Here is a 23,188-nt window from a genome sequence, read left to right on the forward strand (position 1 = left end):
CCGTCACACACGCTGACAAGGGCTTGATGAGACGTCTTGGATGTAGTCCCACCGGCATTCAGCGCCTGTGACAAATCAATTCATTGCATGCTCTCGATCGCTTCGACCCAGTGCTGCGCGCCATAACGGCCGCTGGTGAACTGCTCGACCACATCGAACACTGCATCGCTGAAACCGCCGACATTCAGAATGTCATCGCGGTCCGCTGCCTGCGTTGCATAACCCGGCTGGATATCGATGCACACCAGCCGCGCCTGCGGGTTGATCTGCTTGATGCGCTCCCACTGGCGCATGGTCTCACTGGCACCATGGCGTCGCGTATCGATCCAGGACTCGTTGTCCGATACCAGAATCAGCGTATCGACCCTGGCCTTGCTGTCCGCCAGTTTCTTCAGCGGCGCCGAGCAATTGGTGCCGCCGCCAAAGGCCGCGGCCAGTTTCTCCGCGTTGCTGATCACGCTGTCCCGTGGATTGAGGTGGATATCCACCACGTTCACTTCGAACGGCATCACCCGCGCCGCCGGCTGTTTGCGCAACACCGCTGCCGCGACCAGTGCCGCCACATCGATGCAACGCACCGCCGTGGTCGCGCCCTGACGATAACCGGTCGCCGGGCTGCCCATCGAACCCGATACGTCCGGGCAAACCACCACCGCACCTTCCAGCTTCGGCACGTTGGCCAGCGATAACTCAAGTGCGTCCTGCAACGCCTCGCGGATCTGCAGCGGTACGTTATCGCCAACCATCCGATAAGCCGCCAGCAACTGGTATGGATAAACCCGCGCCTTGGCCACTTCCTGCGGGTCCGCCAACCGCGCCGCCACGTATTCGACGCAACCCGGAACTTCAAACGCGCCATGCCGCTCCAGGGTGTTGAGGTTGATGCGCAATCCCTGCCAGCCCATGTTGTAAGCCTGCGCAGCCCATTGCTCTTTGCTCAGGGTTTCGTTGCCGAGCAGTTGGAACGGTACCGCGGGTACTTGATGACTTGCACCGCTGCGAAATGCCAGCAGATCGCGGGTCAACTCAGGCAATGCCTGCACATCCACCGGTTTACCGATCAACCACGCGAAGAATGCTTCGCGCCAGGCCTCAGCCGGTTTCGGGTGAACCATCTTCACCACGTCCGCCAGCGATGGCTGGTTGCCAATCGACGCTTGCAGCAGTTGACGTTCGGTCGCGCGGTTCAGCCAGTTCTGCACCAGACGCTTGGGTTGCGAACCGAGGGATTTGCGCCCGGTGGCGCCACTGCGCAGGATCTGCACGTAGTTGCGCAACATCTTGCCGCTGTCGATCACTTGTTCAAACACCTCAGGTACCAGCGACGAACGGTTCGCCGTCAACGCCGCCAGCAGCAACGCCGGCATATCTTTCATGTGGCCTTTGTGGCGAGCGTAGACAGCAGCCTTCGCCACGAAACGGCTGTCGAGTTCAGCCACCAGCTTCAACACTTGATCCAGCTGACTTTCAGCGCTGGCGTAAAACGTCTGGTTCAGGCAACCGGTGACCGCCAGTTGAGCCAGTTGATGCTTCGGGGTGTAGGCATATGCCGAGGCACCCGAAGCATTCAAAGTGTCGCAGGCTGGCAGTTGCTTCGATTGCCTGTTGAAGAGTTTGAAGTTGGCCATCGTGGCGTCTCGCTCTGTTGTCCTGTTCGTTGCGATAGGTATTGCAGCGGCTGTGCCAGATTTTGAAAGTAATAAAATTTATTTTTTATCTAATTGATTTATAAAGACTTTTTATTTTTCATGGTTTTCTTTTAGCTGAACCGAAGACAAACCAACCAAGAGAAATCTATCATTTGATATCGTCATTTATCTTTTGAGATAGCCATGCCAAACAAACGCACCGTCGCCATCGGTTTTATCGGCGCCACCCTGGACCGTGTTGGCAAGGGCGCCAATCGCTGGAGCCATTGGCGGCCGAGCGTGGGCCTGTGCCAACAACCGGACGTGCTGATCCATCGCCTGGAATTGATTCACGGCATCGACGCGCGCGACATCAGCCTCGCTGAACGGGTTCGCGCCGATATCCAGCAGGTCTCACCGGAAACCGAAGTCCACCTGCACCCCATGGCACTGCGCAATCCGTGGGATTTCGAAGAGGTCTACGGCGCCCTGCATGACTTCACGACGGCCTACAGCTTCGATACCGAACATGAGGACTATCTGGTTCACATCACCACCGGCACCCACGTCGCGCAGATTTGCTGGTTCTTGCTGACCGAAGCACGCTATCTGCCGGCGCGCCTGATCCAGACCTCCCCCGCCCGACGTAAAAGCGAAGATGAACAAGCCACGGGCACCCACGCCCTGATCGACCTCGACCTGTCGCGTTATGACCGCATCGCCTCGCGTTTCGCCAATAAACGCCTCGAAGGCCTGGAGTTCTTGAAGTCCGGCATCGCCACCCGTAACGCGGCGTTCAACCGCTCCATCGAACAGATAGAGCGCGTCGCGGTGCGCTCCAAGGCGCCCATGCTGCTGATCGGCCCGACCGGCGCCGGCAAATCGTTTCTTGCCCGACGCATCTACGAACTCAAGCGCAGCCGTCATCAAATGCAGGGCCGGTTTGTTGAGGTTAACTGCGCCACCCTGCGTGGCGACGGCGCGATGTCGGCATTGTTTGGTCACGTCAAAGGCGCTTTCACCGGCGCACAGAACGCCCGCGACGGCCTGCTGCGCGCTGCGGACGGCGGCATGTTGTTTCTCGATGAAATCGGTGAGCTGGGCGCGGACGAACAGGCGATGCTGCTCAAGGCGATCGAAGAAAAGCGCTTCTTTCCGCTTGGCTCCGACAAGGAAGTCGACAGCGACTTCCTGATCATCGCCGGCACCCACCGCGACCTGCGCAGCCGCGTCGCCGAAGGCCTGTTCCGCGAAGATCTGTACGCGCGGATCAACCTCTGGACATTTGATTTGCCCGGCCTGGCCGGCCGCCGCGAAGACATCGAGCCCAACATCGATTTCGAACTGGAACGTCACGCTCGCGATCACGGCCAACTAGTGCGCTTCAACCTCGAAGCGCGGCGGCGCTACCTCGCCTTCGCCAGCTCTCGGGAAGCGGCATGGCTGGGCAACTTTCGCGAACTGTCAGCGTCGATTACCCGGATGGCCACACTGGCTGACAGCGGACGAATTGATGAGGCGCAAGTGCAGGAAGAAATTGATCGGCTGCGTTATGCGTGGGGGCTGACGCAAGCGGACGGGATGTCGGATGAACTACCGGGAGACGCCGACAGCCTGGACCTGTTCGATCGACTGCAATTGAAGGCGGTACTTGACGTATGCCGGCAGGCAGACAGCCTGTCGGATGCAGGGCGCAGATTGTTTGGGGTATCGCGACAGGCCAAGGCGCAGCCGAATGATGCAGATCGCTTGAGAAAATATCTGAGCCGGTTCGGGATTGAATGGGCCGACTTGCAAGCCGCAAAATCATAGTCCCCGCCGACTTTACCGCTCGTCCAACAGCAAGCACCTTGGGCCTGTTCATGCCTCCAATGGTTTACCCCCATTGCGCGGAAGACTCAACAATGAACAAGTCGATTGTCACCATGACGCTTGCCAGCCTGCTGTTGACTGGCTCGCTCTCCTCGCAGGCCGCGGAGAAATCAGGAACGGTAGAAGCACCCGCCGTCTCACCCGGAGCCAATCAGGCGAACAGCTCCGAGTCCAACGACGAAAAAGCCAATAAAAAGGGCGAAGAAGCGTCAGGTTCAAACTCTGGTGCCGAACCCAAAGAAACCCAGAAAGATGCCGCTACCTCGAGTGACTCGGAGGATATTCAGCAAGATTCGAAACCTTAAGACTTGGGCGACTGCCGCCGCCTCATTTGACTCATCTAAACGCGGATCACAATTGTCGAGGCAAGCATGTCGCCCAAGCGTTTGCGCGAGCCAAAGAAGATGAAAATCCAGTCGAGGATGTTCAGAAACGGCGTTGTGATGTTGCGGATGAACGATTGATACAGATTGCAGTTCAAGTAACTACGCTCATCAATCACCGACATCCCCAGCAGCTTTTTACCCAGGCTTTGCCCGTTGGGCATTGCATCGGAAAACAGGTAATACGACACACCCGTACCAAGAGCCAGGATAGCCACAACATTTGGCGGCAAGCCAATAAACTCCGCCAACCGCCCTACGAAGAGGATCAAAAAGTAGGTGATCAATGTATCGATGATCTGCCCGCCCCAGCGACGGCCCAGCCCTGCGAGATTTTTGGGCTTTTGATATTCACTGCTGGTATTGCTGATGTCCATGCGCCTTCGCTCGATCAGAATTTAGATAACCGGGTATCGGCATCCGATCGCCAATATTTAATGGCGCTTCAGGGGCAAGCGCACTGAAAGTGCGGTCAATCAAACCCGCAAGATTGCTCCGAATGAACAGGCTCACTGAAGGTAAAGAAGTAGAACGATATTTTCTCGTCCTCTACGTCTTTTAATTCATATCTGATCCTGTCGAGCCCACGATCGATTCGGGTAACGACGAGCTCCATGAATTGAGTCAATCCGCCGCCAAAGCCACTTAGATCAAGCGCACTGACATCCTGAAAATTTATAGTGATAGCGCTTTCTGCTGCGTCATCGAGCGACGACATCGTCAAGGCCAGGTTGTACTTGAAGTCTTGAATTTCGATATTCAGCGAAACGACCGCATTGTGCTGAATCAAAAGCGAGTTCAAGCGAGATAACTTATCCATTTTCTTAGGAACCAATGACGGAAAAGATGTGGCCTGCACTTCATTCGTGTATCTGAGCGAGCATCTTCAGCCCTGGCAGGTAGAGTATCAACCCGACATCAGATTGGCTGCGCAGAACCATTGCCGAGCTTGCGTGCCAACTCGACATTCATTTCGAACTGTTCGCTAACATCAATCGCCGTACGACGACTCTTTTCGACTGAGCCTTCCCGAGTCCAGAGAAACGGGAAAAACGAAAAACACTGATCCGCTTCCAGCGCCTGCAGGTCGCGAATCCAGCCGTTCCAGTGCAAACCGTCGTAGAAGGTCGCGAGCCGATCGCTCAACGCCCAACCCAGAAAGTCGGTGTAAGCAATGTGCAATGGCTCCCACAACAGCGTGTCAGGCGCCCAGTAATACATCGCTCCAACTTCTTCACCCAAACCACCGCCATTGAGAGCAAAAAAACCTCCAGCGGCATCGTCCGCAACCAACAAATAAGCATCAGCACGGCCGTTATTCCAATCCAGAAGATTTCGCGGTAATTGCGGATGCCCGGAGCCGAGCACACGTAGCCAGCCGTGATCAATCAGCAGCCCACCCGTTTTGAAAGCGATCGCCCCCAAAGTCGATTTAGTCGTGACCTGAAGACCTGAAAGAACTCTGCCATTTTCGGCGGAGGGAGGGAGTAACTGATAGTTGGGTACGGCTTCCTCCAGCATTTTTTCAATGATGGGCAGCGCCGGATCCTGCTTGTCTATCAAGTGATCCAAACTTTTCATCCAGCAACCTTTTTTGCGCGGGTTTTGCGCAGGCACAAAAAAGCCGATCTAGATGATCGGCTTAACTGTCTGACTTTACTCAGGAAATATGGTCGGGACGGAGTGATTCGAACACTCGACCCCTAGCACCCCATGCTAGTGCGCTACCGGACTGCGCTACGCCCCGACTGGTTTGAAACCTGCTCTTCATCTCGAAGAGCGCTCAAGAATATAGCGCAAGCTTTTGAAAACTGGAAGTATTCAAACGCAGCTTTTTATTTCTTGAGAACCACCAGTACATCTTCAAGCTCAGCGATCATCTGGCGGATCATTTGCTTGTATTGGGTGGTGTCGTCTTTGGCTTCATCGCCGGACAAACGCAGACGCGCACCGCCGATGGTAAAACCCTGATCGTAAAGGAGCGCGCGGATCTGCCGGATCATCAGCACATCCTGGCGCTGATAATACCGGCGGTTTCCGCGGCGTTTGACGGGGTTGAGTTGAGGAAACTCCTGCTCCCAGTAGCGCAGCACGTGTGGTTTTACTGCACACAGCTCGCTGACTTCACCAATGGTGAAGTAGCGTTTGCCCGGGATGACGGGTAGTTCGTCGTTATGACTTGGTTCCAGCATAAGCCTCAACTCGGGCCTTCAACTTCTGCCCTGGACGAAAGGTGACCACACGGCGAGCCGTGATCGGGATTTCTTCCCCCGTTTTCGGGTTGCGGCCAGGCCGCTGGCGTTTGTCCCGAAGGTCGAAATTACCGAAACCGGACAATTTGACCTGCTCGTTGTCTTCAAGAGCGTGCCTGATTTCCTCGAAAAACAGTTCAACCAATTCCTTGGCTTCCCGCTTGTTCAGGCCCAGCTCTTCATACAGACGTTCCGCCATCTCAGCTTTCGTCAAAGCCCCCATACGTCACTTCCTTAACGTGGCGTTCAACCTTTGTTCGAGCGAGGTGAGGATATTTTGCGTCGTCGAATTCACCTCATCGTCATTAAGAGTGCGCGATGGATGCTGCCAGGTCAAGCCAACTGCAAGGCTTTTTCTATCAGGATCAATACCTTTACCCTGATACACGTCAAACAGCCTGAGATCCGTGAGCCATTCGCCTGCATTTTCTCGGATTACGCCCAATACCGCCGAGGCCGCGACGTCTTTGTGCGCGATCAGCGCAAGGTCACGACGCACTTCAGGAAAACGCGACAACTCGTGGAATTGCGGCATTTTTCCGGAAGCGACTTCAGCCAGAACCAGCTCGAAGACGAAGACCGGACGATCCAGACCCAGGGCCTTGGACAGCTCCGGGTGAATCGCACCGATAAAGCCGACTTCACGCCCGTCACGTTCGATGCGCGCGGTTTGCCCCGGGTGCAGCGCCGGGTGTTTGCCCGGAGCGAACGTGAAGGTATCCAGCGCACCGGCGAAGCCCAGCACCGCTTCAACATCAGCTTTTACGTCGAAGAAATCGACGGTGTCGCGACCTTGCGCCCAACCTTCCGGCAGACGGCTGCCGCAAACCACGCCCGACAGCATCGGCTCTTGCTTCAGACCTTCCAGCTGACCGACGAAGCGCAGACCGCTTTCGAACAGACGTACGCGATCCTGCTGGCGGTTCAGGTTGTGCTGCAACGCCTTGACCAGACCCGGCCACAGCGAAGAACGCATGGCAGCCATGTCATTGGAAATCGGGTTGGCCAGCAACAGCGGCTCGACGCCCGGATTGAACAGTTCGAACTGCTTCGGATCGATGAAGCTGTAAGTGATCGCTTCCTGATAACCACGCGCTACCAGCAGACGACGCAGCTCAGGCAATTCGCTGCGCGCTTCAGCCTTGGCCTGTGGCGCCAGACGCGCTTGCGGGTAACGAACCGGCAGACGGTTGTAGCCATACAGGCGAGCCAGCTCTTCGATCAGATCGACTTCCAGGCTGATGTCGAAGCGATGGCTTGGCACTTCTACGCGCCACTGCCCTGCTCCGTCAGCGGAAATATTCAGACCCAAGGCGCTGAGCAGACGCTCGACCTGAGCCGAATCCATTTCCATCCCCAGCATCTGGGTGATGCGCTGCGCACGCAGGGTGATCGGCGCGATCGACGGCAGGTGCTGCTCGCTGACGGTCTCGATGATCGGGCCGGCTTCGCCGCCAGTGATTTCCAGCAGCAGGCCAGTGGCGCGCTCCATGGCTTCACGGGCCAGTTGCCAGTCCACACCGCGCTCGTAACGATGCGAAGCGTCGGTGTGCAGGCCGTAGGAGCGAGCCTTGCCTGCCACAGCGATCTGATCGAAGAACGCACTTTCCAGGAAAACGTCGCGAGTGGTTGCAGATACACCGCTGTGCTCGCCACCCATCACGCCGGCAATCGCCAGAGCACGGGTATGGTCGGCGATCACCAGGGTATCACTACGCAGGCTGACTTCCTGACCGTCGAGCAAAACCAGCTTCTCGCCCTCTTCCGCCATACGCACGCGGATGCCGCCATTGATTTCGGCGAGATCAAAAGCGTGCAGCGGCTGACCCAGCTCGAGCATCACGTAGTTGGTGATGTCGACGGCAGCGTCGATGCTGCGCACATCGGCGCGGCGCAGACGCTCAACCATCCACAACGGGGTTGGTTTGGACAAGTCGACATTGCGGATGACGCGGCCCAGGTAACGCGGGCAAGCGGCAGGCGCCAGCACTTCTACCGAACGCACTTCGTCGTGCGCAGCCGGGATGGTCATGACCACCGGGCGAGCGACCGGCGTGTCGTACAGCGCGCCGACTTCACGGGCCAGACCGGCCAGCGACAGGCAGTCGCCACGGTTCGGGGTCAGGTCAACCTCGATGCTGGCGTCTTCCAGGTCCAGGTAAACCCGGAAATCTTCGCCCACCGGCGCATCGGCCGGCAGCTCCATCAGACCGTCATTGCCTTCACCGACCTGCAGCTCGGCTTGCGAGCACAGCATGCCGTTGGACTCGACGCCGCGCAGCTTGGCCTTCTTGATCTTGAAGTCGCCCGGCAGTTCGGCACCGATCATGGCGAACGGAATCTTCAGGCCCGGACGCACGTTTGGCGCACCGCACACGACCTGGAAGGTTTCCGCGCCATTGCTGACCTGGCATACACGCAGCTTGTCGGCGTCAGGGTGTTGCTCGGTGCTCAGCACCTCGCCCACTACCACGCCGCTGAATACACCGGCGGCCGGGGTCACGCTATCGACCTCCAGACCCGCCATCGACAGACGAGCAACCAGCTCGTCGCGACTTACCTGCGGGCTAACCCAGCCACGCAGCCATTGTTCACTGAATTTCATCCTGCTCTCCTAAGAATTCGTTACGACTAGCGAAATTGCGCGAGGAACCGCAAGTCGTTGTCGAAGAACAGACGCAAGTCGTTCACGCCGTAACGGAGCATCGCCAGACGCTCGACGCCCATGCCGAAGGCAAAACCGGAGAACTCTTCCGGATCGATGCCGGACATGCGCAGCACGTTCGGGTGCACCATGCCGCAGCCCATGACTTCCAGCCAGCCGGTCTGTTTGCAGACGCGGCAGCCTTTACCGCTGCACATCACGCATTCCATGTCGACTTCAGCGGATGGCTCGGTGAACGGGAAGTACGAAGGACGGAAACGTACGGCCAGCTCTTTTTCGAAGAACACCCGCAGGAACTCTTCGATGGTGCCTTTGAGATCGGCGAAATTGATGTCGCGATCGACCAGCAGGCCTTCGACCTGGTGGAACATCGGCGAATGGGTGATATCGGAGTCACTGCGGTACACACGGCCTGGGCAGACAATGCGGATCGGCGGCTGCTTGGACTCCATGGTGCGGACCTGTACCGGCGAGGTATGGGTGCGCAGCAACATGTTCGCATTGAAATAGAAGGTGTCATGCATCGACCGGGCCGGGTGGTGGCCTGGGATGTTGAGCGCTTCAAAGTTGTGATAGTCGTCTTCGACCTCAGGGCCTTCGGCGATGCCGTAGCCGATGCGGGTGAAGAACTGCTCGACTCGTTCCAGAGTCCGGGTCACCGGATGCAGACCACCGGAGGTCTGACCACGGCCCGGCAACGTCACGTCAATGGATTCGGCAGACAGTTTGGCAGCCAGTTCGGCTTCTTCAAACAGAGCCATGCGCGCATTGAGAACGCCTGTGACACGTTCCTTGGCAACGTTGATCAGGGCGCCGACTTGCGGACGCTCTTCTGCCGGCAAATTCCCCAGGGTCTTCATCACCTGAGTCAATTCACCTTTTTTGCCAAGGTATTGAACCCGGATTTGCTCCAGGGCATTGATATCTTCAGCGCTTTGCACAGCCTCTAGTGCTTGAGAGACCAGCGCATCCAGGTTTTCCATGTACAGACTCCAGATACAAAATAGGGGAAGAGCTTGAAGGCTCTTCCCCTATTTATGACGTTTAACACCTGGCCCCACAGAGGTGAGGCCGGGTGACTGTCGGGGGTACTTAAGCCAAGGTGGCTTTAGCTTTCTCGACAATCGCAGCAAACGCCGCTTTTTCGTTCACTGCCAGATCAGCCAGAACCTTACGGTCGATCTCGATGGACGCTTTTTTCAGGCCAGCAATGAAACGGCTGTAGGACAGACCGTTAACACGAGCACCAGCGTTGATACGAGCGATCCACAGAGCGCGGAACTGACGTTTTTTCTGACGACGGTCACGGTAGGCGTATTGGCCTGCCTTGATTACCGCTTGCTTGGCAACACGGAATACGCGGGAGCGTGCGCCGTAGTAGCCTTTAGCAAGTTTCAGAATTTTTTTGTGACGCTTACGGGCAATGACGCCACGCTTTACACGAGCCATGAGTTACTTCCTCTATTCTTGACTAAAATTAACGAAGGCGCAGCATGCGCTCGACTTTTGCCACGTCAGACGGATGCAGCAAGCTGCTACCGCGCAGTTGACGCTTACGCTTGGTCGACATTTTGGTCAGGATGTGGCTCTTGAAAGCGTGCTTGTGCTTGATACCGTTAGCAGTTTTCAGAAACCGCTTAGCAGCACCACTTTTGGTTTTCATTTTTGGCATGTTCGGATACTCCGCATTCAGTTGATAAACATAATCAGAAGGCCTGCCGTGCCCTGTTGATTACTTCTTCTTTTTCGGGGCGATGACCATGATCAGCTGGCGTCCTTCCATCTTAGGATGCTGTTCGACCGAACCGTACTCGAGCAGGTCAGCTTCAACCCGCTTGAGGAGTTCCATCCCCAGCTCCTGGTGGGCCATCTCACGGCCGCGGAATCGCAAGGATACCTTGGCCCTGTCCCCGTCACTCAGGAAACGTACCAGGTTGCGCAGTTTTACCTGGTAATCCCCTTCCTCCGTCCCTGGACGAAACTTGATTTCTTTTACCTGAATCTGCTTCTGGTTTTTCTTCGCTGCTGCAATCTGCTTCTTCTTTTCGAAGATCGATTTGCCGTAGTCCATCACCCGGCAAACCGGTGGGACTGCGTCAGCAGAGATTTCTACCAGATCAAGCTTTGCTTCTTCAGCAATACGAAGCGCTTCATCAATCGAGACGATGCCAATCTGCTCGCCATCAGCGCCAATTAACCGAACCTCGCGTGCCGAGATATTCTCGTTGATCGGGGCTTTCGGTGCAGCTCGTTTATCTTGTCTCATTTCACGCTTAATAATAATTACTCCGAATCTGGGCGACCACGCCGGGAAACCGCTTGCGCGAGAAACTCAGCGAACTGGGCGACGGGCATCGAGCCCAGGTCAGCACCTTCACGAGTACGCACAGCGACAGTCTGCATCTCGACTTCCTTATCTCCGATAACCAAAAGATAGGGAACCTTGAGCAAAGTATGCTCGCGGATTTTAAAGCCGATCTTTTCATTTCTCAAGTCGGACTTGGCACGAAATCCGCTTTCGTTGAGAGTTTTTTCCACTTCAGCAACAAAATCTGCCTGTTTATCAGTGATATTCATGATCACTGCCTGGGTTGGCGCGAGCCACGCAGGGAATGCACCTTCATAGTGCTCGATCAGAATCCCGACGAAACGCTCGAACGAACCGAGGATCGCCCGGTGCAACATCACTGGGTGCTTGCGACTGTTGTCTTCGGAGACGTATTCGGCGCCAAGACGGACAGGCAGGTTGAAATCGAGCTGCAAAGTACCACATTGCCACACACGACCGAGGCAATCTTTCAGCGAGAATTCGATCTTCGGCCCGTAGAACGCGCCTTCACCTGGCTGCAGATCGTACGGCAGGCCAGCACTGTCAAGGGCTGCAGCCAGTGCCGCTTCGGCGCGATCCCACAACTCGTCGGAACCCACGCGCTTTTCCGGACGAGTGGACAGCTTCATCTCGACGTCGGTGAAGCCGAAGTCGCGGTAAACGTCCATGGTCAGCTTGATGAACGCTGCGGATTCGGCCTGCATCTGCTCTTCGGTGCAGAAAATATGGGCGTCATCCTGAGTGAACGCACGCACACGCATGATGCCGTGCAGCGCACCCGACGGCTCGTTACGATGGCAGGCACCGAACTCGGCCAGGCGCATCGGCAGCTCGCGGTAGCTCTTCAGACCCTGGTTGAACACCTGCACGTGGCACGGGCAGTTCATCGGCTTGATGGCGTAGTCGCGGCTTTCCGACTCGGTGGTGAACATGTTGTCGGCGTAGTTGGCCCAGTGCCCGGATTTCTCCCAGAGGCTGCGATCGACCACTTGCGGGGTCTTGATCTCCAGGTAGCCGTTGTCACGCTGCACCTTGCGCATGTACTGCTCGAGCACTTGATACAGGGTCCAGCCGTTCGGGTGCCAGAACACCATGCCCGGTGCTTCTTCCTGGGTGTGGAACAGGCCCAGGCGCTTGCCGATCTTGCGGTGATCGCGCTTTTCCGCTTCTTCGATGCGCTGGATGTAAGCCGCCAGCTGCTTCTTGTCAGCCCAAGCTGTGCCGTAAACGCGCTGCAATTGCTCGTTCTTGGCATCGCCGCGCCAGTAGGCGCCGGACAACTTGGTCAGCTTGAAGGATTTCAGAAAACGCGTGTTCGGCACGTGCGGGCCGCGGCACATGTCGACGTATTCTTCGTGGTAGTACAGGCCCATGGCCTGCTCGTTCGGCATGTCTTCGACCAGACGCAGCTTGTAGTCTTCGCCGCGGGCCTTGAACACTTCAATCACTTCGGCGCGCGGAGTGACTTTCTTGATGACGTCGTAATCTTTATCGATCAGCTGATGCATGCGCTGTTCGATGGCGGCCATGTCGTCCGGAGTGAAAGGACGCTCGAAGGCGATGTCGTAATAGAAGCCTTCGTCGATGACCGGGCCGATGACCATTTTCGCAGTCGGGTACAGCTGCTTGACCGCGTGGCCAACCAGGTGCGCGCAAGAGTGGCGAATGATCTCCAGCCCCTCTTCATCCTTTGGCGTGATGATTTGCAGCGTCGCGTCACTGTCGATGATGTCGCAGGCGTCGACCAGCTTGCCGTTGACCTTGCCGGCCACGGTGGCCTTGGCCAGACCTGCACCAATGGATGCGGCGACCTCGGCTACGGAAACCGGGTGATCGAATGAACGTTGACTGCCGTCGGGAAGAGTAATAGTTGGCATGGCGCCTCCTCTCCTAGTGGTGACCCCTACCAAAGGTCACGTGGGTTGGGATGAGCCAGTACAAGATCCGATCCAGGCCATTCAATGACGAACGCTTGCCTTACAGCGGCAGGAGCCTTGCGGCCAACCGGAAAACCGAACCAGAGTGACTGGGATTCAAATCAGAATATTCGCACGCTGACCGCTGCCGGGGCTGAAGGCCTTCCGGAGCCTGAGAACGCTTGAGCCCGGCATGCTAGCACAGATGAGCGGTCATCGACGTCATCGAATTGCGGTGTTGCTGATTTGCGCACTTTTGCGGCGCGAAGTGAACTTGGGATATACGCTTTGCCTCAAATAAGCTGAGAATCGTCGCCGATATCAACCCAAGGAGTTTCCGACATGCGCCTTATCCGACTTTTTGCTTTCGCGGCCCCGCTGGCCCTGCTGCTGCCGCTGAGCGCCAACGCGGCCTGGCCTGCCGGCGTCAAAGCCCAATACATGAACGACTGCACCGCCGCAGCCAGCAAGAGCGTCAATCCGGCCGAAGCCAATAAACATTGCGCTTGCGGTGCCGACGTTCTGGAAAAGAAATTCACCACGCAAGAGATCGCGCAACTGATGGACAAGAACACCCCGCCAAGTGGTGAACTGGGTCAGCGCGCACTGAAAGAAATCTCGGTTTGCCGAGTGCAGAAATAAGCGCTGACGAATGTTTTTTCGGGCGTCCAGCAGGCTGAAAACCGCCAAAAAGACCCCGAAATCGATAATTTACGCAGGTTTTATAGCTTTTTTTACACCCTCTTCACTCGGCTGAAAGCCACTGAAACCGGGGCTTGCAGACATTTCAGAGGTTGAAATCGATGCAATATGAAAGCAAACAGCACGTCCGGGGGGCTACCAAAGCGAACATTTCGACTATGATACTCCGGTGTGCCCAGTTGGCCTGAGCAGCACAGTACTACTGAAAATATATGTTTCTTGGAGATACACCATGTCTAATCGCCAAACCGGCACCGTTAAATGGTTCAACGATGAAAAAGGCTTCGGCTTCATCACTCCTCAAGGTGGCGGTGACGACCTGTTCGTACACTTCAAAGCTATCGAATCCGACGGTTTCAAAAGCCTGAAAGAAGGCCAGACCGTCTCTTTCGTGGCTGAGAAAGGCCAAAAGGGTATGCAAGCTGCACAAGTTCGCCCAGAGTAATTTCCCGGCGCACTGAAAAAACCCCGTCCATGTGACGGGGTTTTTTATGCCTGCAACAAAAGCGGTCAGCGATCAGCCGCAGTTGACGCGGGTGACTACCAGGTTGTTGTCGGTATTCAGATTCAAGCGATCGGAACGATACTCCAGAGTAATCATGTCCGTTGGCTTGAGGAATCGAGCGTTTTGCGCGCCAGCCTTGGCACGAGCCTGATCGAGCAATTCCGGCGAAGCTTTTTTACCGATGGCAAATTCCGCTGCCTTTGCTTCACAGCGGCTATGACCGGCATCGGTCGCCACAGGATCCTTTGCCGACTCGCTGGAGGTTGTGCTGCAACCGGCCAACATGGCAACGGCCATAAGTGCACCCAGAGACGCGAACTTCAAAGGCATGAAGCCTCCTTTTTTCAAATGGTTAAGCTGAGATCGTGCGACCGCCAATCTGGCGTTTGGTTTCACAACAAGTGCTGCCACCCTGCCCCACGATCCGGAAAAACGCCGAGTCTGCCTGAAGTGCGCGCAACGCATCCTCACGCAATCGTCACCGAATATTAACGAAGCTCAATAGACGTCGATGTAATCGAGCGGCGGATTCGGCCAGTTGTCTTTCAGCGCGTTGAAAATCTGCATCACCCAGACCTCATCACTGGCCGCAACATTGCCGACGCACCCCGAACCCTTGGCCCAGGTTTCCAGACGAAACAGCAGGCCATCGATGTCCTGCCCGCCCGTCACACCAGAAGAAATATAGGCAATCCCCCCCTTCGTCACGCGCAACTGCGTGTGCACATCATCGCTGGCCGACGCCAGCAACTGGCGCACAGCGTCGAGTGTGAGGCCGTCGGGGGTGTTCAAATCGATCTGCACAGCACATTCCTTGGATCAGCCGGAAAAGACCAAGTGTCGCATAGCGTCACGCTCATGCCTAAGTCGCAGTGCCAAACGCCCGACAAAGTGGTTAACTCAGGCACAGACATTCCCGACTTTTCGAGCGCATTCATGAGCACTGTAAGCATCAACGCCGACATCAAGGTTCTTTGGCCAAAGGGGCACAGTTCATATAGCCCTGGCAGTTCGGAGGAGTTGGCGTTGATCAGCATCGATCTGCTGGTCAAGACCATGGGAACACAAGGTGCGCAGACGTTTATCGCCCAGATTTTCGAACGCTATCAGCACGAGCACAAGGGCGCGCAGGACACCGAGAGGGAGTAACGACCCGCAGGCTGGCACCTGCGGGTCCATGCCTTACTTCAAGCGCTTCAGACGCTCGGTCAGCAGATCGAAAAAGCCCTGGGCATCGCCGTTCTCGACCCAGAATGCATTCTTCGGTTGTTTCAGGCCGTCGTACCAGTCGACGACAGTCTGGCCAAAGGTGATCCCTTCACGGCTGTCGATGGCCACGTTCACCGAGCGACCGGTGAACAGCTCAGGCTTGAGCAGGTAAGCGATGACGGTCGCGTCATGCACCGGGCCGCCCGGGATGCCGTAGTGCTCCATGTCACCCTTGATGTACTCGTTGAGGATGTCGCCAACGATCTTGCTCGCGTTGTTGTTCAGCGCAGCAATCTGCTTCAGACGGGCATCGCTGGTGAGGATCTTGTGGGTCACGTCCAGCGGCAGGTAGGTCAGCTTTACGCCACTCTTGAGCACCACTTCCGCCGCTTGCGGGTCGGCGAACAGGTTGAATTCGGCCACCGGGGTGATGTTGCCGCCATTGAAATGCGCGCCCCCCATGATCACCACTTCCTTGATGCCATTAACGATCTCAGGCTCCTGGATCAGCGCCAGCGCAAGGTTGGTCTGCGGGCCGAGCATGGCGATGGTGATGCTGTGCGGCTTGGCTTTTTTCAGAGTGTCGATCAGGTAGTTGACCGCATTGCCTTCGGCCAGGCCCTTTTTCGGCTCATGCACGGTGACACCCGAAAGGCCTTCCTTGCCATGGATGTTCTCGGCGTAGATCGGCGTACGCATCAGTGGCTTCGGCGCACCGGCATAGACCGGAACATCCTCGCGCCCTGCCCACTCGCGAGCCAGGCGCGCGTTGCGCGATGTCTTGTCGAGGCGCACGTTGCCAGCCACGGTGGTCAGCGCACGAATGTTCAGTTCATCCGGCGATGCCAGGGCGAACAGCAAGGCGACCACGTCGTCAGCACCCGGATCGGTGTCGATGATCAGATCGATCTTTTCAGCAGCCTGAGCGCCGGTGGCGGTAATAAAAGACAAAAGCAGCAGACTCCGAAGCAATTGGTGGAGTTTTTGAGCATAGCGGTGCATGGCGCATTCCTTGTGCTGATGAAAATGAAAGGGTCGAAAACCCGATTAGAACGTTACCCCGGCCACCAGCACGATGTTGCAGTACGGCTGACATTCGCCTGTACGAACAATCGCCCGTGCCTGTCGGCTGAGAACCTTGAATTGCTCATGAGTCAGCAGATCGCGCCGACCGAGAGCGTCCTCTTCTTGCAACTCATCCAGCACGGCCAGCGCAGTCGGCCGCTTGTCGAGGATTTCGTTGGCCAGCACATGGCGCTCCACCTGCATCTCACTGAGCACGACTTTCAGCGTGCTGATGAAATCCGGGACACCGTGGGTCAGGGCCAGATCGATCAACTCGACACCTGGCGGCACCGGCAGTCCGGCATCACCGATGACTACCATGTCGCCATGGCCCAGGGAGGCGATCAGCCGCGACAACGCGACGTTGAGCAGTGGAGTCTTTTTCATGCGGGTTTGAACGCCTGTACGTCGGACATCGTTGGAATGGAAGGTTGTGCGCCGGCCCGGGTCACAGACAATGCTGCCGCGATCTGCCCGTAACGGATTGCCTCGGCCTCGGATTTGCCACTGGCGAGCGCCGCGGCAAAACCGCCGACGAAGGTATCGCCCGCAGCGGTGGTATCGACAGCCTTCACCTTTGGCGCCGGGAAATGCTCGAAACCTTTGCCGCTGGCAAACAGTGAACCTTGCGCACCAAGGGTAATGATGACCTTGCCCGCGCCCATGGTAATCAGCTGGCTGGCCGCGCTTTCTGCGGTTTCCAACGAATCGACTGGCAACCCGCTCAACGCAGCGGCTTCACTTTCGTTGGGGATCAGGTAGTCGATGGCGGCAAACCACTCTGCCGGCAGCGGACGACTGGCCGGCGCCGGATTGAGGATCACGGTCTTGCCCAGCGCACGTGCGCGCTTGAGCGCATGACCCACCGTCGCATCCGGAATCTCCAGCTGACAGATAACCACGTCGGCCGCCTGCAGCACCGCATCAAAGCGGTCAATCACGGCCGGGGTCATTGCACCGTTGGCGCCGGCGACGATCACGATGGCGTTCTGACTGTTGTCATCCACCACGATCAGCGCCACACCACTGGAATCCTCAACCGTGCTCACCGCGTGACAATCGATCTGCTCGGCCAGCAACGCGTCGCGCAATTGCACGCCGTAGTCATCGTTGCCAACACAGCCGACCATCGCCACTTGTGCACCCAGACGCGCAGCAGCGACTGCCTGATTGGCGCCCTTGCCGCCGGACACGGTGGCAAAGGAATGACCGATCAGCGTCTCCCCGCCTTTGGGCAGCCGTGGCGCCCGGGTGACCAGGTCCATGTTCAGGCTGCCTATTACCACTACATTTGCTGGCATACATCACTACTCGTCAATTCGGTTTCAGCGGTACTCGGTGAACACGCCAGACAGCGGCGCAGTCGATTCACGCAAGACAATACTCGGGGTCACGATCCGTTGATCGGTGACCAGGCTCGGGGTAGCAATCCTTCGCAGCAGCACTTCGGCAGCCATTTCGCCCAACTGCAGGATCGACTGGCCGACAGTGGTCAGCGCCGGGTACACATAGCGGCTCATCTGGATATCGTCGAAACCGATCACCGACAGTTCGCTTGGCACGCGCACATTGCGCTCGGCCGCCGCACGCAGCACACCGATACCGATCATGTCGTTACCGGCGAAGATCGCGCTCGGCGGATTGCTTTTGAGCAGGACCGCCGCTGCGTTGTAGCCGCCGGTACTGGTGAAATCGCTTTCCAGTATGCGCTCGGGGCGCACCGTGATCCCCGCCTCCTTCAGCGCCCGACAAAAACCGGCCTGACGCATTTGCGCCACGCTGGTACTCGACGGACCACCGATGGTGGCGATGTCACGATGCCCCAACTCCAGCAGGTGACGAGTCGCCAGATAGGCGCCATATTCATGATCAATGCGCACCAGATCCGCATCCACGCCTTCAAGCCCGCGGTCGACAATGACCATCGGCGTTTTCACGCCCGCCAGCCCTTGTGCCAGACCGGTATCGCCACCCGCGGAGGCGACGATCAGACCGTCGATGCGCTTTTCCAGCAGCACACGCAAATAGCTGCGCTGTTTTTCCGGGTTGTCATCAGAGTTGCAGAGGATCACGCAGTAGCCGTTACGCTCGCAGTAATCCTCGATACCCCGCGCCAACTCGGCAAAATACGGGTTGAGGCTGTTGGGCACCAATAAGCCAATGGTCGCAGTAGTCTTGGCCTTCAGTGAGCGCGCCACCGCACTCGGCACGTAGTCGAGGGTTTTGATGGCCGCCTCGACCTTCAGCCGCACTTCCTGACTGACCGGGCGGGTCTTGTTCACCACGTGAGAAACCGTGGTGTAGGAAATCCCCGCGAGCGCCGCCACATCCTTGATCGTTGCCATTTCTTAGCCCCGTCGACTGGCGCGCTGGCTGCGATAGGTATCGAGCACCACTGCAATGACAATCACCGCGCCGGTGATGATGCGCTTGGTTGGCTCGGTGGCACCGATCTGCGCCAGACCCGCGGCGAGTACCGAAATGATCAACACACCAAAGAAGGTGCTGATCACCGACCCACGGCCACCCATCAGACTGGTGCCACCGATCACCACGGCGGCGATCACTTGCAGCTCAAGGCCAGAACCGGCATTCGGGTCCGCCGCTTCCAGACGGGAAATCTGGAACAGCGCGGCGATACCGGCGAGCAGGCCCATCAGGCTGAACACCAGAATCTTGTACGGCTTGGGATTGATCCCGGCCAGACGCACCGCTTCTTCGTTGGTGCCGATACCGATCAGGTAACGACCGAACACGGTGCGGGTCAGTACAGCTTGCGCAATGAAGATCACCAGCAAGGCAATGATGAACGACGGCGAAATGCCGAAGGCGATCGGGTTCGACAGCCAGGCAAACGAATCACCGATGTAGGCGGTGCGCGAACCGGTCATCTGATACGCCAGGCCACGGGCCATTTCCAGCACACCGAGCGAAACGATGAACGACGGAATGCGCCACGCCACGGTGATCGAACCGGTCACCGTACCTGCCAGTGCCGCCACCGCCATGCCGAGCAATGCGGCCGGCAATACGCCCCAGCCCCAACCGAGAATCGCCACGCTGACCGTCGAGGCGGCAAGCGCCAGCACTGAACCGACCGACAGATCGATGCCGCCGATGATCAGTACAAAAGTCATGCCCACCGCCAGCACCATCAGATCGGGAATCTGGTTGGCCAGCGTGCTGAAAGTGTCATAGGACAGAAAGTGGCTGCTCATCATCGAGAACAGCGCCACCATCGCCAACAAGGCCCCGGCCAGGCCCAGATAGGTGCCCAGACCGTAGAAATTGCCACTACGTTTGCCGGCAGAAGATGCAGTTTTCATGGGAGATCCCTAGGCGCCGCTTCATTGAGCAACGCATCACGTTTTTGGTAGCCGGCGAACGCGGCGGCAAGCAAATCATCCTGGGTCCAGCTGTCGCGCTCGAAGGTGTCGATCAAACGCCCTGCCGACAGCACACCGATCCGGTCGCAGATCAGCATCAGCTCGCGCAGATCACTGGAAACCACCACCAGTGCCTTGCCCTGACGCGTCAACTCGCCCAGCAAGGCGTAGATATCGAACTTGGCACCGACGTCGATACCGCGAGTCGGCTCGTCGAACAACAGCACCGAGCAATCGCGCTCCAGCCAACGACCGATCACCACTTTCTGCTGGTTGCCGCCGGACAATTCCGACACCAATTGTGTCGGGCTGGAACTGCGGATGCGCATGGCGTCGATCTGACGCTGCGCCAGGGAAATTTCGTCGCTGGCATTGACGATCCCTGCCCTGGAAATCTCCGGCATGTTGCCCAACGCGATGTTGGCGCTGATCGATTGACTGAGCAGCAGGCCTTCGCCCTTTCGGTCTTCGGTGATCAAGGCAATGCCATGCTTCACCGCATCAACCGGCGAACGCACATTGACCACCTGCGCCGGCGAACCCAGCGCAATCGTGCCGCTGTCGGCCAGATCGGCGCCGAAGATCAGTCGCAGCAATTCGGTGCGCCCTGCCCCGATCAGCCCGGAAATCCCGAAGATCTCGCCAGCACGCACTTCGAAGGAAACATCACGCACCTTGTCGGAGCGGGTCAGGCCCTTGACCGTCAGTGCCGGGGCGCCGATCTTGCGCGGGCCCATGTCGATGTGTTCGCCCAGTTCGCGGCCGACCATCAATGTGACCAGTTGCTCACTGTTGTAGTTGGCCATCGGCTCGACGCAGACCAGATTGCCATCACGCAGCACGGCAATGCGCTGCGCGACGCGCGCCAGCTCTTCGAGACGGTGGGAGATATAGATGATGGAGACGCCACGCGCCTGCAAACGAGTGATCTGCTCGAAGAGCATTTCCACCTCGCGGGCGGTGAGCATCGCAGTCGGTTCATCGAGGATAAGCACATGGCAATCGCCGATCAGGTTGCGTGCGATTTCGACCATCTGTTGATGGCCAATGCCCAGTTCGCCGACCAGGGTGTCGGGGTCAATGGCGTCGAGGCCGACCTGTGCCATGGCTTCGATCGCGGCTTTGCGCAATTGCTTGCGACTGATCCAGCCGCCGTTGCTGGGCAGATTGTCGAGAAACAGATTTTCCGCCACCGACAGGGTCGGCAACAGATTGAGTTCTTGCATGACCATGCGCACGCCAAGCTCTTCGGCCTGGGTACGGCTGCCCGGACGGTAGTCCTTGCCCTGGAATTGCATCTGACCGGTGGTGGGCGTAACCAGCCCCCCAATGATCTTCGACAGCGTGCTTTTACCGGCGCCATTCTCGCCGGTCAGCGCCAGCACTTCACCGCGCATCAGCGTCAAGTCGATGCCCGTGAGCACCGGTTGCGCATAGGTCTTACCGATACCGCTGACCGAGAGGACAGCGTTCGGGGCGGAAACTGACATAAAAAACTCTCCATGCGCTCGTCCGGACGGACGAGCGCCGTTGTGTCGCCGGAAGACTTACTTAGTGACCAGCTCGACTGGCGTTTCGATCACGCCATTGACGCCGCTGTCGACTTTTTCGCCCTTGAGGATTTTCAGCGCAGTCTCGATACCGAACACGGCCTGCTTGGCAGCGAACTGATCGGCCGTCGCCAGCACCCGACCATCCTTGAGCATCGGCTTGATCGCATTGATGTTGTCATAACCGATCACTTGGACCTTGCCCGCCTTGCCGGCAGCACGCACCGCGGAAACAGCGCCAACGGCCATGCTGTCGTTACCCGCCAGCAGCGCCTTCACATCCGGGTATTCGCTGAGAATCGACGCGGCAACCTTGTTGCCCTTGTCGATCTCCCAGTCGCCGGATTGCAGCGACACTACCTTGATCTGCGCCGCCTCCATCGCATCCTTGAAGCCTGCGGTGCGTTGCTGGGCGTTGGTGGTGGTGGATACGCCTTCGATGATGCCGACTTCGTCACCGGCCTTCAGTTGCTTGGCCAGGTATTCGCCGACCAGACGTGCACCTTTACGGTTATCCGGGCCTACGAAAGGCACGCTGATGTTTTTGCTTTTGACGATCTGCGGATCGAGCTGGTTGTCGATGTTGATCACGGTGATGCCGGCATCGACGGCTTTCTTGATCACCGGCACCATGGCTTTGGAATCGGACGGTGCGATGACCAGCGCGTTGACCTTGGCCAGAATCATCTGCTCGACGATGCGGGTCTGGCCGGCGGTATCGGTCTCGTCCTTGATGCCGTTGGAGATCAGGTCGAAGTCGGCGGAGTGTTCTTTCTGGTAGGCCTTGGCGCCATCTTCCATGGTCAGGAAGAATTCGTTGGCCAGGGATTTCATGACCAGTGCGACTTTGGGTTTTTCCGGGGACTCGGCGAAGGCCGAAGAGACAGGTAGTGCGGCGGCTGCGGCAGCCAGCATAGCGACAGCAAGAAGACGTCCAGCGAATGGCAGCTTCATGGGTTCACTCCGATCTTATGATTATTGTGAGCAACGCTCGCGCTGGCGTAAGCTTCAGCGCTCTCTTCCGGACAATAGTGCACCGGGGAAGCCGCGCAAACGTTTGCGTAGATCGAACTATGCGAATCCCGCCGACATTTGTCAACAATCAGAAATCGTCGTTGTATTGCGGGGCGCAATCGTCTGATTCGCCCCTTACCGCTCAAGCGGTGGTGCTGACCAGATTGCCGCTGGTGGAATCCTTGGTCATTTCCTTGACCAGCGCCGCCGCCACTTGCATCAGCTCCCCGCTGGTTTGTGCAATCTGTCCCTGGACCGACATGACCGCCTGCGACTTGGCCTCAGGTGTTGGATAGCTCGCGGCCTGGGCTGCAGCCAGTTGCTGTTGCTGCTCCTGCAGTTGCTTTTGCAATTCCTGCATGCGTTTGAGCAGCATTTTCACGGTGACGCTCAGATTATCGCCGCTGTCAGCGCTATCCGCCTTGCTGGCTTCTTGCGCAGGACCACCAGTGCGGACTTGATTGCTCGGTTCTTTTTCAACGCCAAGGGCCTCGTCAGCCGCATCTGATTCCGCCTGGTTCATTGCATTGATTGTCGCTGCAGTTTTACCGCCAATGGTGACTGAGCCGGGATTTGAAAAACCGATCGTCAGTGACATGTGAACTCCCTAAATAAACGTTTCCTTCCACAGCCATCGGCCTGCAGACGGGTTTCTTTAGCAGAAAACCTGAACCGGCAAGCTGTTGCGGTCGCCAGGAGATGTAGTCCCTTT

Annotated in this window: 27 protein-coding genes and 1 tRNA gene; 5 read left to right on the forward strand and 23 right to left on the reverse strand. The window is 57.5% G+C overall.

Features of this window, described 5'->3' with window-relative positions; translation table 11 throughout:
- Window positions 1-80: 80 nt before the first annotated feature.
- Window positions 81-1,628 carry a TROVE domain-containing protein gene (locus M0814_RS03400; protein WP_103483612.1) on the reverse strand — a complete coding sequence of 516 codons (1,548 nt, stop codon included), beginning with the start codon at window positions 1,626-1,628 and terminating at the stop codon, window positions 81-83.
- A gap of 204 nt (window positions 1,629-1,832) precedes the next feature.
- Between M0814_RS03400 and rtcR the strand changes: the two genes are divergently transcribed.
- On the forward strand, window positions 1,833-3,440 hold the full coding sequence (gene rtcR, locus M0814_RS03405; protein WP_103483613.1) for an RNA repair transcriptional activator RtcR: 1,608 nt from the start codon (window positions 1,833-1,835) through the stop codon (window positions 3,438-3,440).
- Between the two features lie 92 nt (window positions 3,441-3,532).
- Window positions 3,533-3,805, forward strand: coding sequence for a hypothetical protein (locus M0814_RS03410; RefSeq protein WP_003226354.1), 273 nt, complete (start codon window positions 3,533-3,535; stop codon window positions 3,803-3,805).
- A gap of 35 nt (window positions 3,806-3,840) precedes the next feature.
- Here the strand turns inward: M0814_RS03410 and M0814_RS03415 are convergent, their stop codons facing one another.
- The 12 genes from M0814_RS03415 to thrS all read right to left on the reverse strand — a co-directional run bounded on the left by M0814_RS03415 (window position 3,841) and on the right by thrS (window position 13,006).
- The gene (locus M0814_RS03415) at window positions 3,841-4,260 is read right to left on the reverse strand and encodes an RDD family protein (protein WP_003226356.1); all 420 of its coding nucleotides are present in this window, start codon (window positions 4,258-4,260) and stop codon (window positions 3,841-3,843) included.
- A gap of 95 nt (window positions 4,261-4,355) precedes the next feature.
- A complete protein-coding gene (locus M0814_RS03420) occupies window positions 4,356-4,703 on the reverse strand; it encodes a hypothetical protein (RefSeq protein ID WP_103483630.1) in 348 nt (115 codons plus the stop codon).
- Between the two features lie 98 nt (window positions 4,704-4,801).
- The gene (locus M0814_RS03425; RefSeq protein WP_003226360.1) at window positions 4,802-5,464 is read right to left on the reverse strand and encodes a DUF2625 domain-containing protein; all 663 of its coding nucleotides are present in this window, start codon (window positions 5,462-5,464) and stop codon (window positions 4,802-4,804) included.
- Between the two features lie 89 nt (window positions 5,465-5,553).
- A tRNA-Pro gene (locus M0814_RS03430) sits at window positions 5,554-5,630 on the reverse strand.
- An 88-nt stretch (window positions 5,631-5,718) separates the two neighbouring features.
- Window positions 5,719-6,075, reverse strand: coding sequence for a MerR family transcriptional regulator (locus M0814_RS03435; protein ID WP_003179985.1), 357 nt, complete (start codon window positions 6,073-6,075; stop codon window positions 5,719-5,721).
- A complete protein-coding gene (gene ihfA, locus M0814_RS03440) occupies window positions 6,056-6,358 on the reverse strand; it encodes an integration host factor subunit alpha (RefSeq protein ID WP_002553164.1) in 303 nt (100 codons plus the stop codon). Before ihfA ends, M0814_RS03435 begins: the two co-directional genes overlap by 20 nt.
- A 3-nt stretch (window positions 6,359-6,361) precedes the next feature.
- On the reverse strand, window positions 6,362-8,740 hold the full coding sequence (pheT, locus tag M0814_RS03445) for a phenylalanine--tRNA ligase subunit beta (protein WP_103483614.1): 2,379 nt from the start codon (window positions 8,738-8,740) through the stop codon (window positions 6,362-6,364).
- Window positions 8,741-8,766: 26 nt separating this feature from the next.
- A complete protein-coding gene (gene pheS, locus M0814_RS03450; protein WP_003226365.1) occupies window positions 8,767-9,783 on the reverse strand; it encodes a phenylalanine--tRNA ligase subunit alpha in 1,017 nt (338 codons plus the stop codon).
- Between the two features lie 109 nt (window positions 9,784-9,892).
- Window positions 9,893-10,249 carry a 50S ribosomal protein L20 gene (rplT, locus tag M0814_RS03455; RefSeq protein WP_002553161.1) on the reverse strand — a complete coding sequence of 119 codons (357 nt, stop codon included), beginning with the start codon at window positions 10,247-10,249 and terminating at the stop codon, window positions 9,893-9,895.
- A gap of 28 nt (window positions 10,250-10,277) precedes the next feature.
- Window positions 10,278-10,472 (reverse strand): 50S ribosomal protein L35, encoded by a 195-nt coding sequence (gene rpmI / locus M0814_RS03460; RefSeq protein WP_002553160.1) that lies wholly within the window; start codon window positions 10,470-10,472, stop codon window positions 10,278-10,280.
- Between the two features lie 60 nt (window positions 10,473-10,532).
- On the reverse strand, window positions 10,533-11,084 hold the full coding sequence (infC, locus tag M0814_RS03465; RefSeq protein ID WP_170929410.1) for a translation initiation factor IF-3: 552 nt from the start codon (window positions 11,082-11,084) through the stop codon (window positions 10,533-10,535).
- Complete coding sequence (gene thrS / locus M0814_RS03470; RefSeq protein WP_003226368.1) at window positions 11,084-13,006, reverse strand: threonine--tRNA ligase; 1,923 nt, start codon at window positions 13,004-13,006, stop codon at window positions 11,084-11,086. The genes infC and thrS overlap by 1 nt, the downstream gene beginning before the upstream one ends.
- Before the next feature lie 381 nt (window positions 13,007-13,387).
- Between thrS and M0814_RS03475 the strand changes: the two genes are divergently transcribed.
- Complete coding sequence (locus M0814_RS03475) at window positions 13,388-13,687, forward strand: hypothetical protein (protein ID WP_003226370.1); 300 nt, start codon at window positions 13,388-13,390, stop codon at window positions 13,685-13,687.
- A 292-nt stretch (window positions 13,688-13,979) separates the two neighbouring features.
- Window positions 13,980-14,192 (forward strand): cold-shock protein, encoded by a 213-nt coding sequence (locus tag M0814_RS03480; protein WP_003179963.1) that lies wholly within the window; start codon window positions 13,980-13,982, stop codon window positions 14,190-14,192.
- A gap of 72 nt (window positions 14,193-14,264) precedes the next feature.
- On the opposite strand, the gene M0814_RS03485 is transcribed toward M0814_RS03480, so the two are convergent.
- Together M0814_RS03485 and M0814_RS03490 are read right to left on the reverse strand one after the other, a co-directional pair.
- Window positions 14,265-14,582: an I78 family peptidase inhibitor gene (locus tag M0814_RS03485; protein WP_007961248.1), complete on the reverse strand. Its 318-nt coding sequence runs from the start codon at window positions 14,580-14,582 to the stop codon at window positions 14,265-14,267.
- Between the two features lie 168 nt (window positions 14,583-14,750).
- Window positions 14,751-15,056 (reverse strand): hypothetical protein, encoded by a 306-nt coding sequence (locus M0814_RS03490; protein ID WP_103483615.1) that lies wholly within the window; start codon window positions 15,054-15,056, stop codon window positions 14,751-14,753.
- 132 nt (window positions 15,057-15,188) lie between these two features.
- Here M0814_RS03490 and M0814_RS03495 point away from each other — a divergent pair, with 132 nt between their 5' ends.
- Window positions 15,189-15,401 (forward strand): hypothetical protein, encoded by a 213-nt coding sequence (locus M0814_RS03495; RefSeq protein ID WP_003226376.1) that lies wholly within the window; start codon window positions 15,189-15,191, stop codon window positions 15,399-15,401.
- 33 nt (window positions 15,402-15,434) lie between these two features.
- On the opposite strand, the gene M0814_RS03500 is transcribed toward M0814_RS03495, so the two are convergent.
- From M0814_RS03500 to M0814_RS03535, 8 genes are all read right to left on the reverse strand, one after another.
- A complete protein-coding gene (locus M0814_RS03500; RefSeq protein WP_003226378.1) occupies window positions 15,435-16,463 on the reverse strand; it encodes a nucleoside hydrolase in 1,029 nt (342 codons plus the stop codon).
- A 45-nt stretch (window positions 16,464-16,508) separates the two neighbouring features.
- Entirely contained in the window at window positions 16,509-16,913 is a 405-nt protein-coding gene (rbsD, locus tag M0814_RS03505) for a D-ribose pyranase (protein WP_003226380.1), read from the reverse strand.
- The gene (rbsK, locus tag M0814_RS03510) at window positions 16,910-17,827 is read right to left on the reverse strand and encodes a ribokinase (protein ID WP_003226382.1); all 918 of its coding nucleotides are present in this window, start codon (window positions 17,825-17,827) and stop codon (window positions 16,910-16,912) included. Before rbsK ends, rbsD begins: the two co-directional genes overlap by 4 nt.
- A 24-nt stretch (window positions 17,828-17,851) precedes the next feature.
- Window positions 17,852-18,871: a LacI family DNA-binding transcriptional regulator gene (locus M0814_RS03515; protein WP_103483616.1), complete on the reverse strand. Its 1,020-nt coding sequence runs from the start codon at window positions 18,869-18,871 to the stop codon at window positions 17,852-17,854.
- A gap of 3 nt (window positions 18,872-18,874) precedes the next feature.
- Entirely contained in the window at window positions 18,875-19,852 is a 978-nt protein-coding gene (locus tag M0814_RS03520; RefSeq protein WP_003226385.1) for an ABC transporter permease, read from the reverse strand.
- On the reverse strand, window positions 19,849-21,402 hold the full coding sequence (locus M0814_RS03525) for a sugar ABC transporter ATP-binding protein (protein ID WP_103483617.1): 1,554 nt from the start codon (window positions 21,400-21,402) through the stop codon (window positions 19,849-19,851). The genes M0814_RS03520 and M0814_RS03525 overlap by 4 nt, the downstream gene beginning before the upstream one ends.
- 57 nt (window positions 21,403-21,459) lie before the next feature.
- Entirely contained in the window at window positions 21,460-22,416 is a 957-nt protein-coding gene (locus M0814_RS03530) for a sugar ABC transporter substrate-binding protein (RefSeq protein ID WP_103483618.1), read from the reverse strand.
- Between the two features lie 202 nt (window positions 22,417-22,618).
- Entirely contained in the window at window positions 22,619-23,074 is a 456-nt protein-coding gene (locus M0814_RS03535) for a hypothetical protein (RefSeq protein WP_103483619.1), read from the reverse strand.
- Window positions 23,075-23,188 lie beyond the last annotated feature (114 nt).

The organism is Pseudomonas sp. MWU12-2020, assembly GCF_023100605.1.
Classification (GTDB): Bacteria; Pseudomonadota; Gammaproteobacteria; order Pseudomonadales; family Pseudomonadaceae; genus Aquipseudomonas; species Aquipseudomonas fluorescens_H.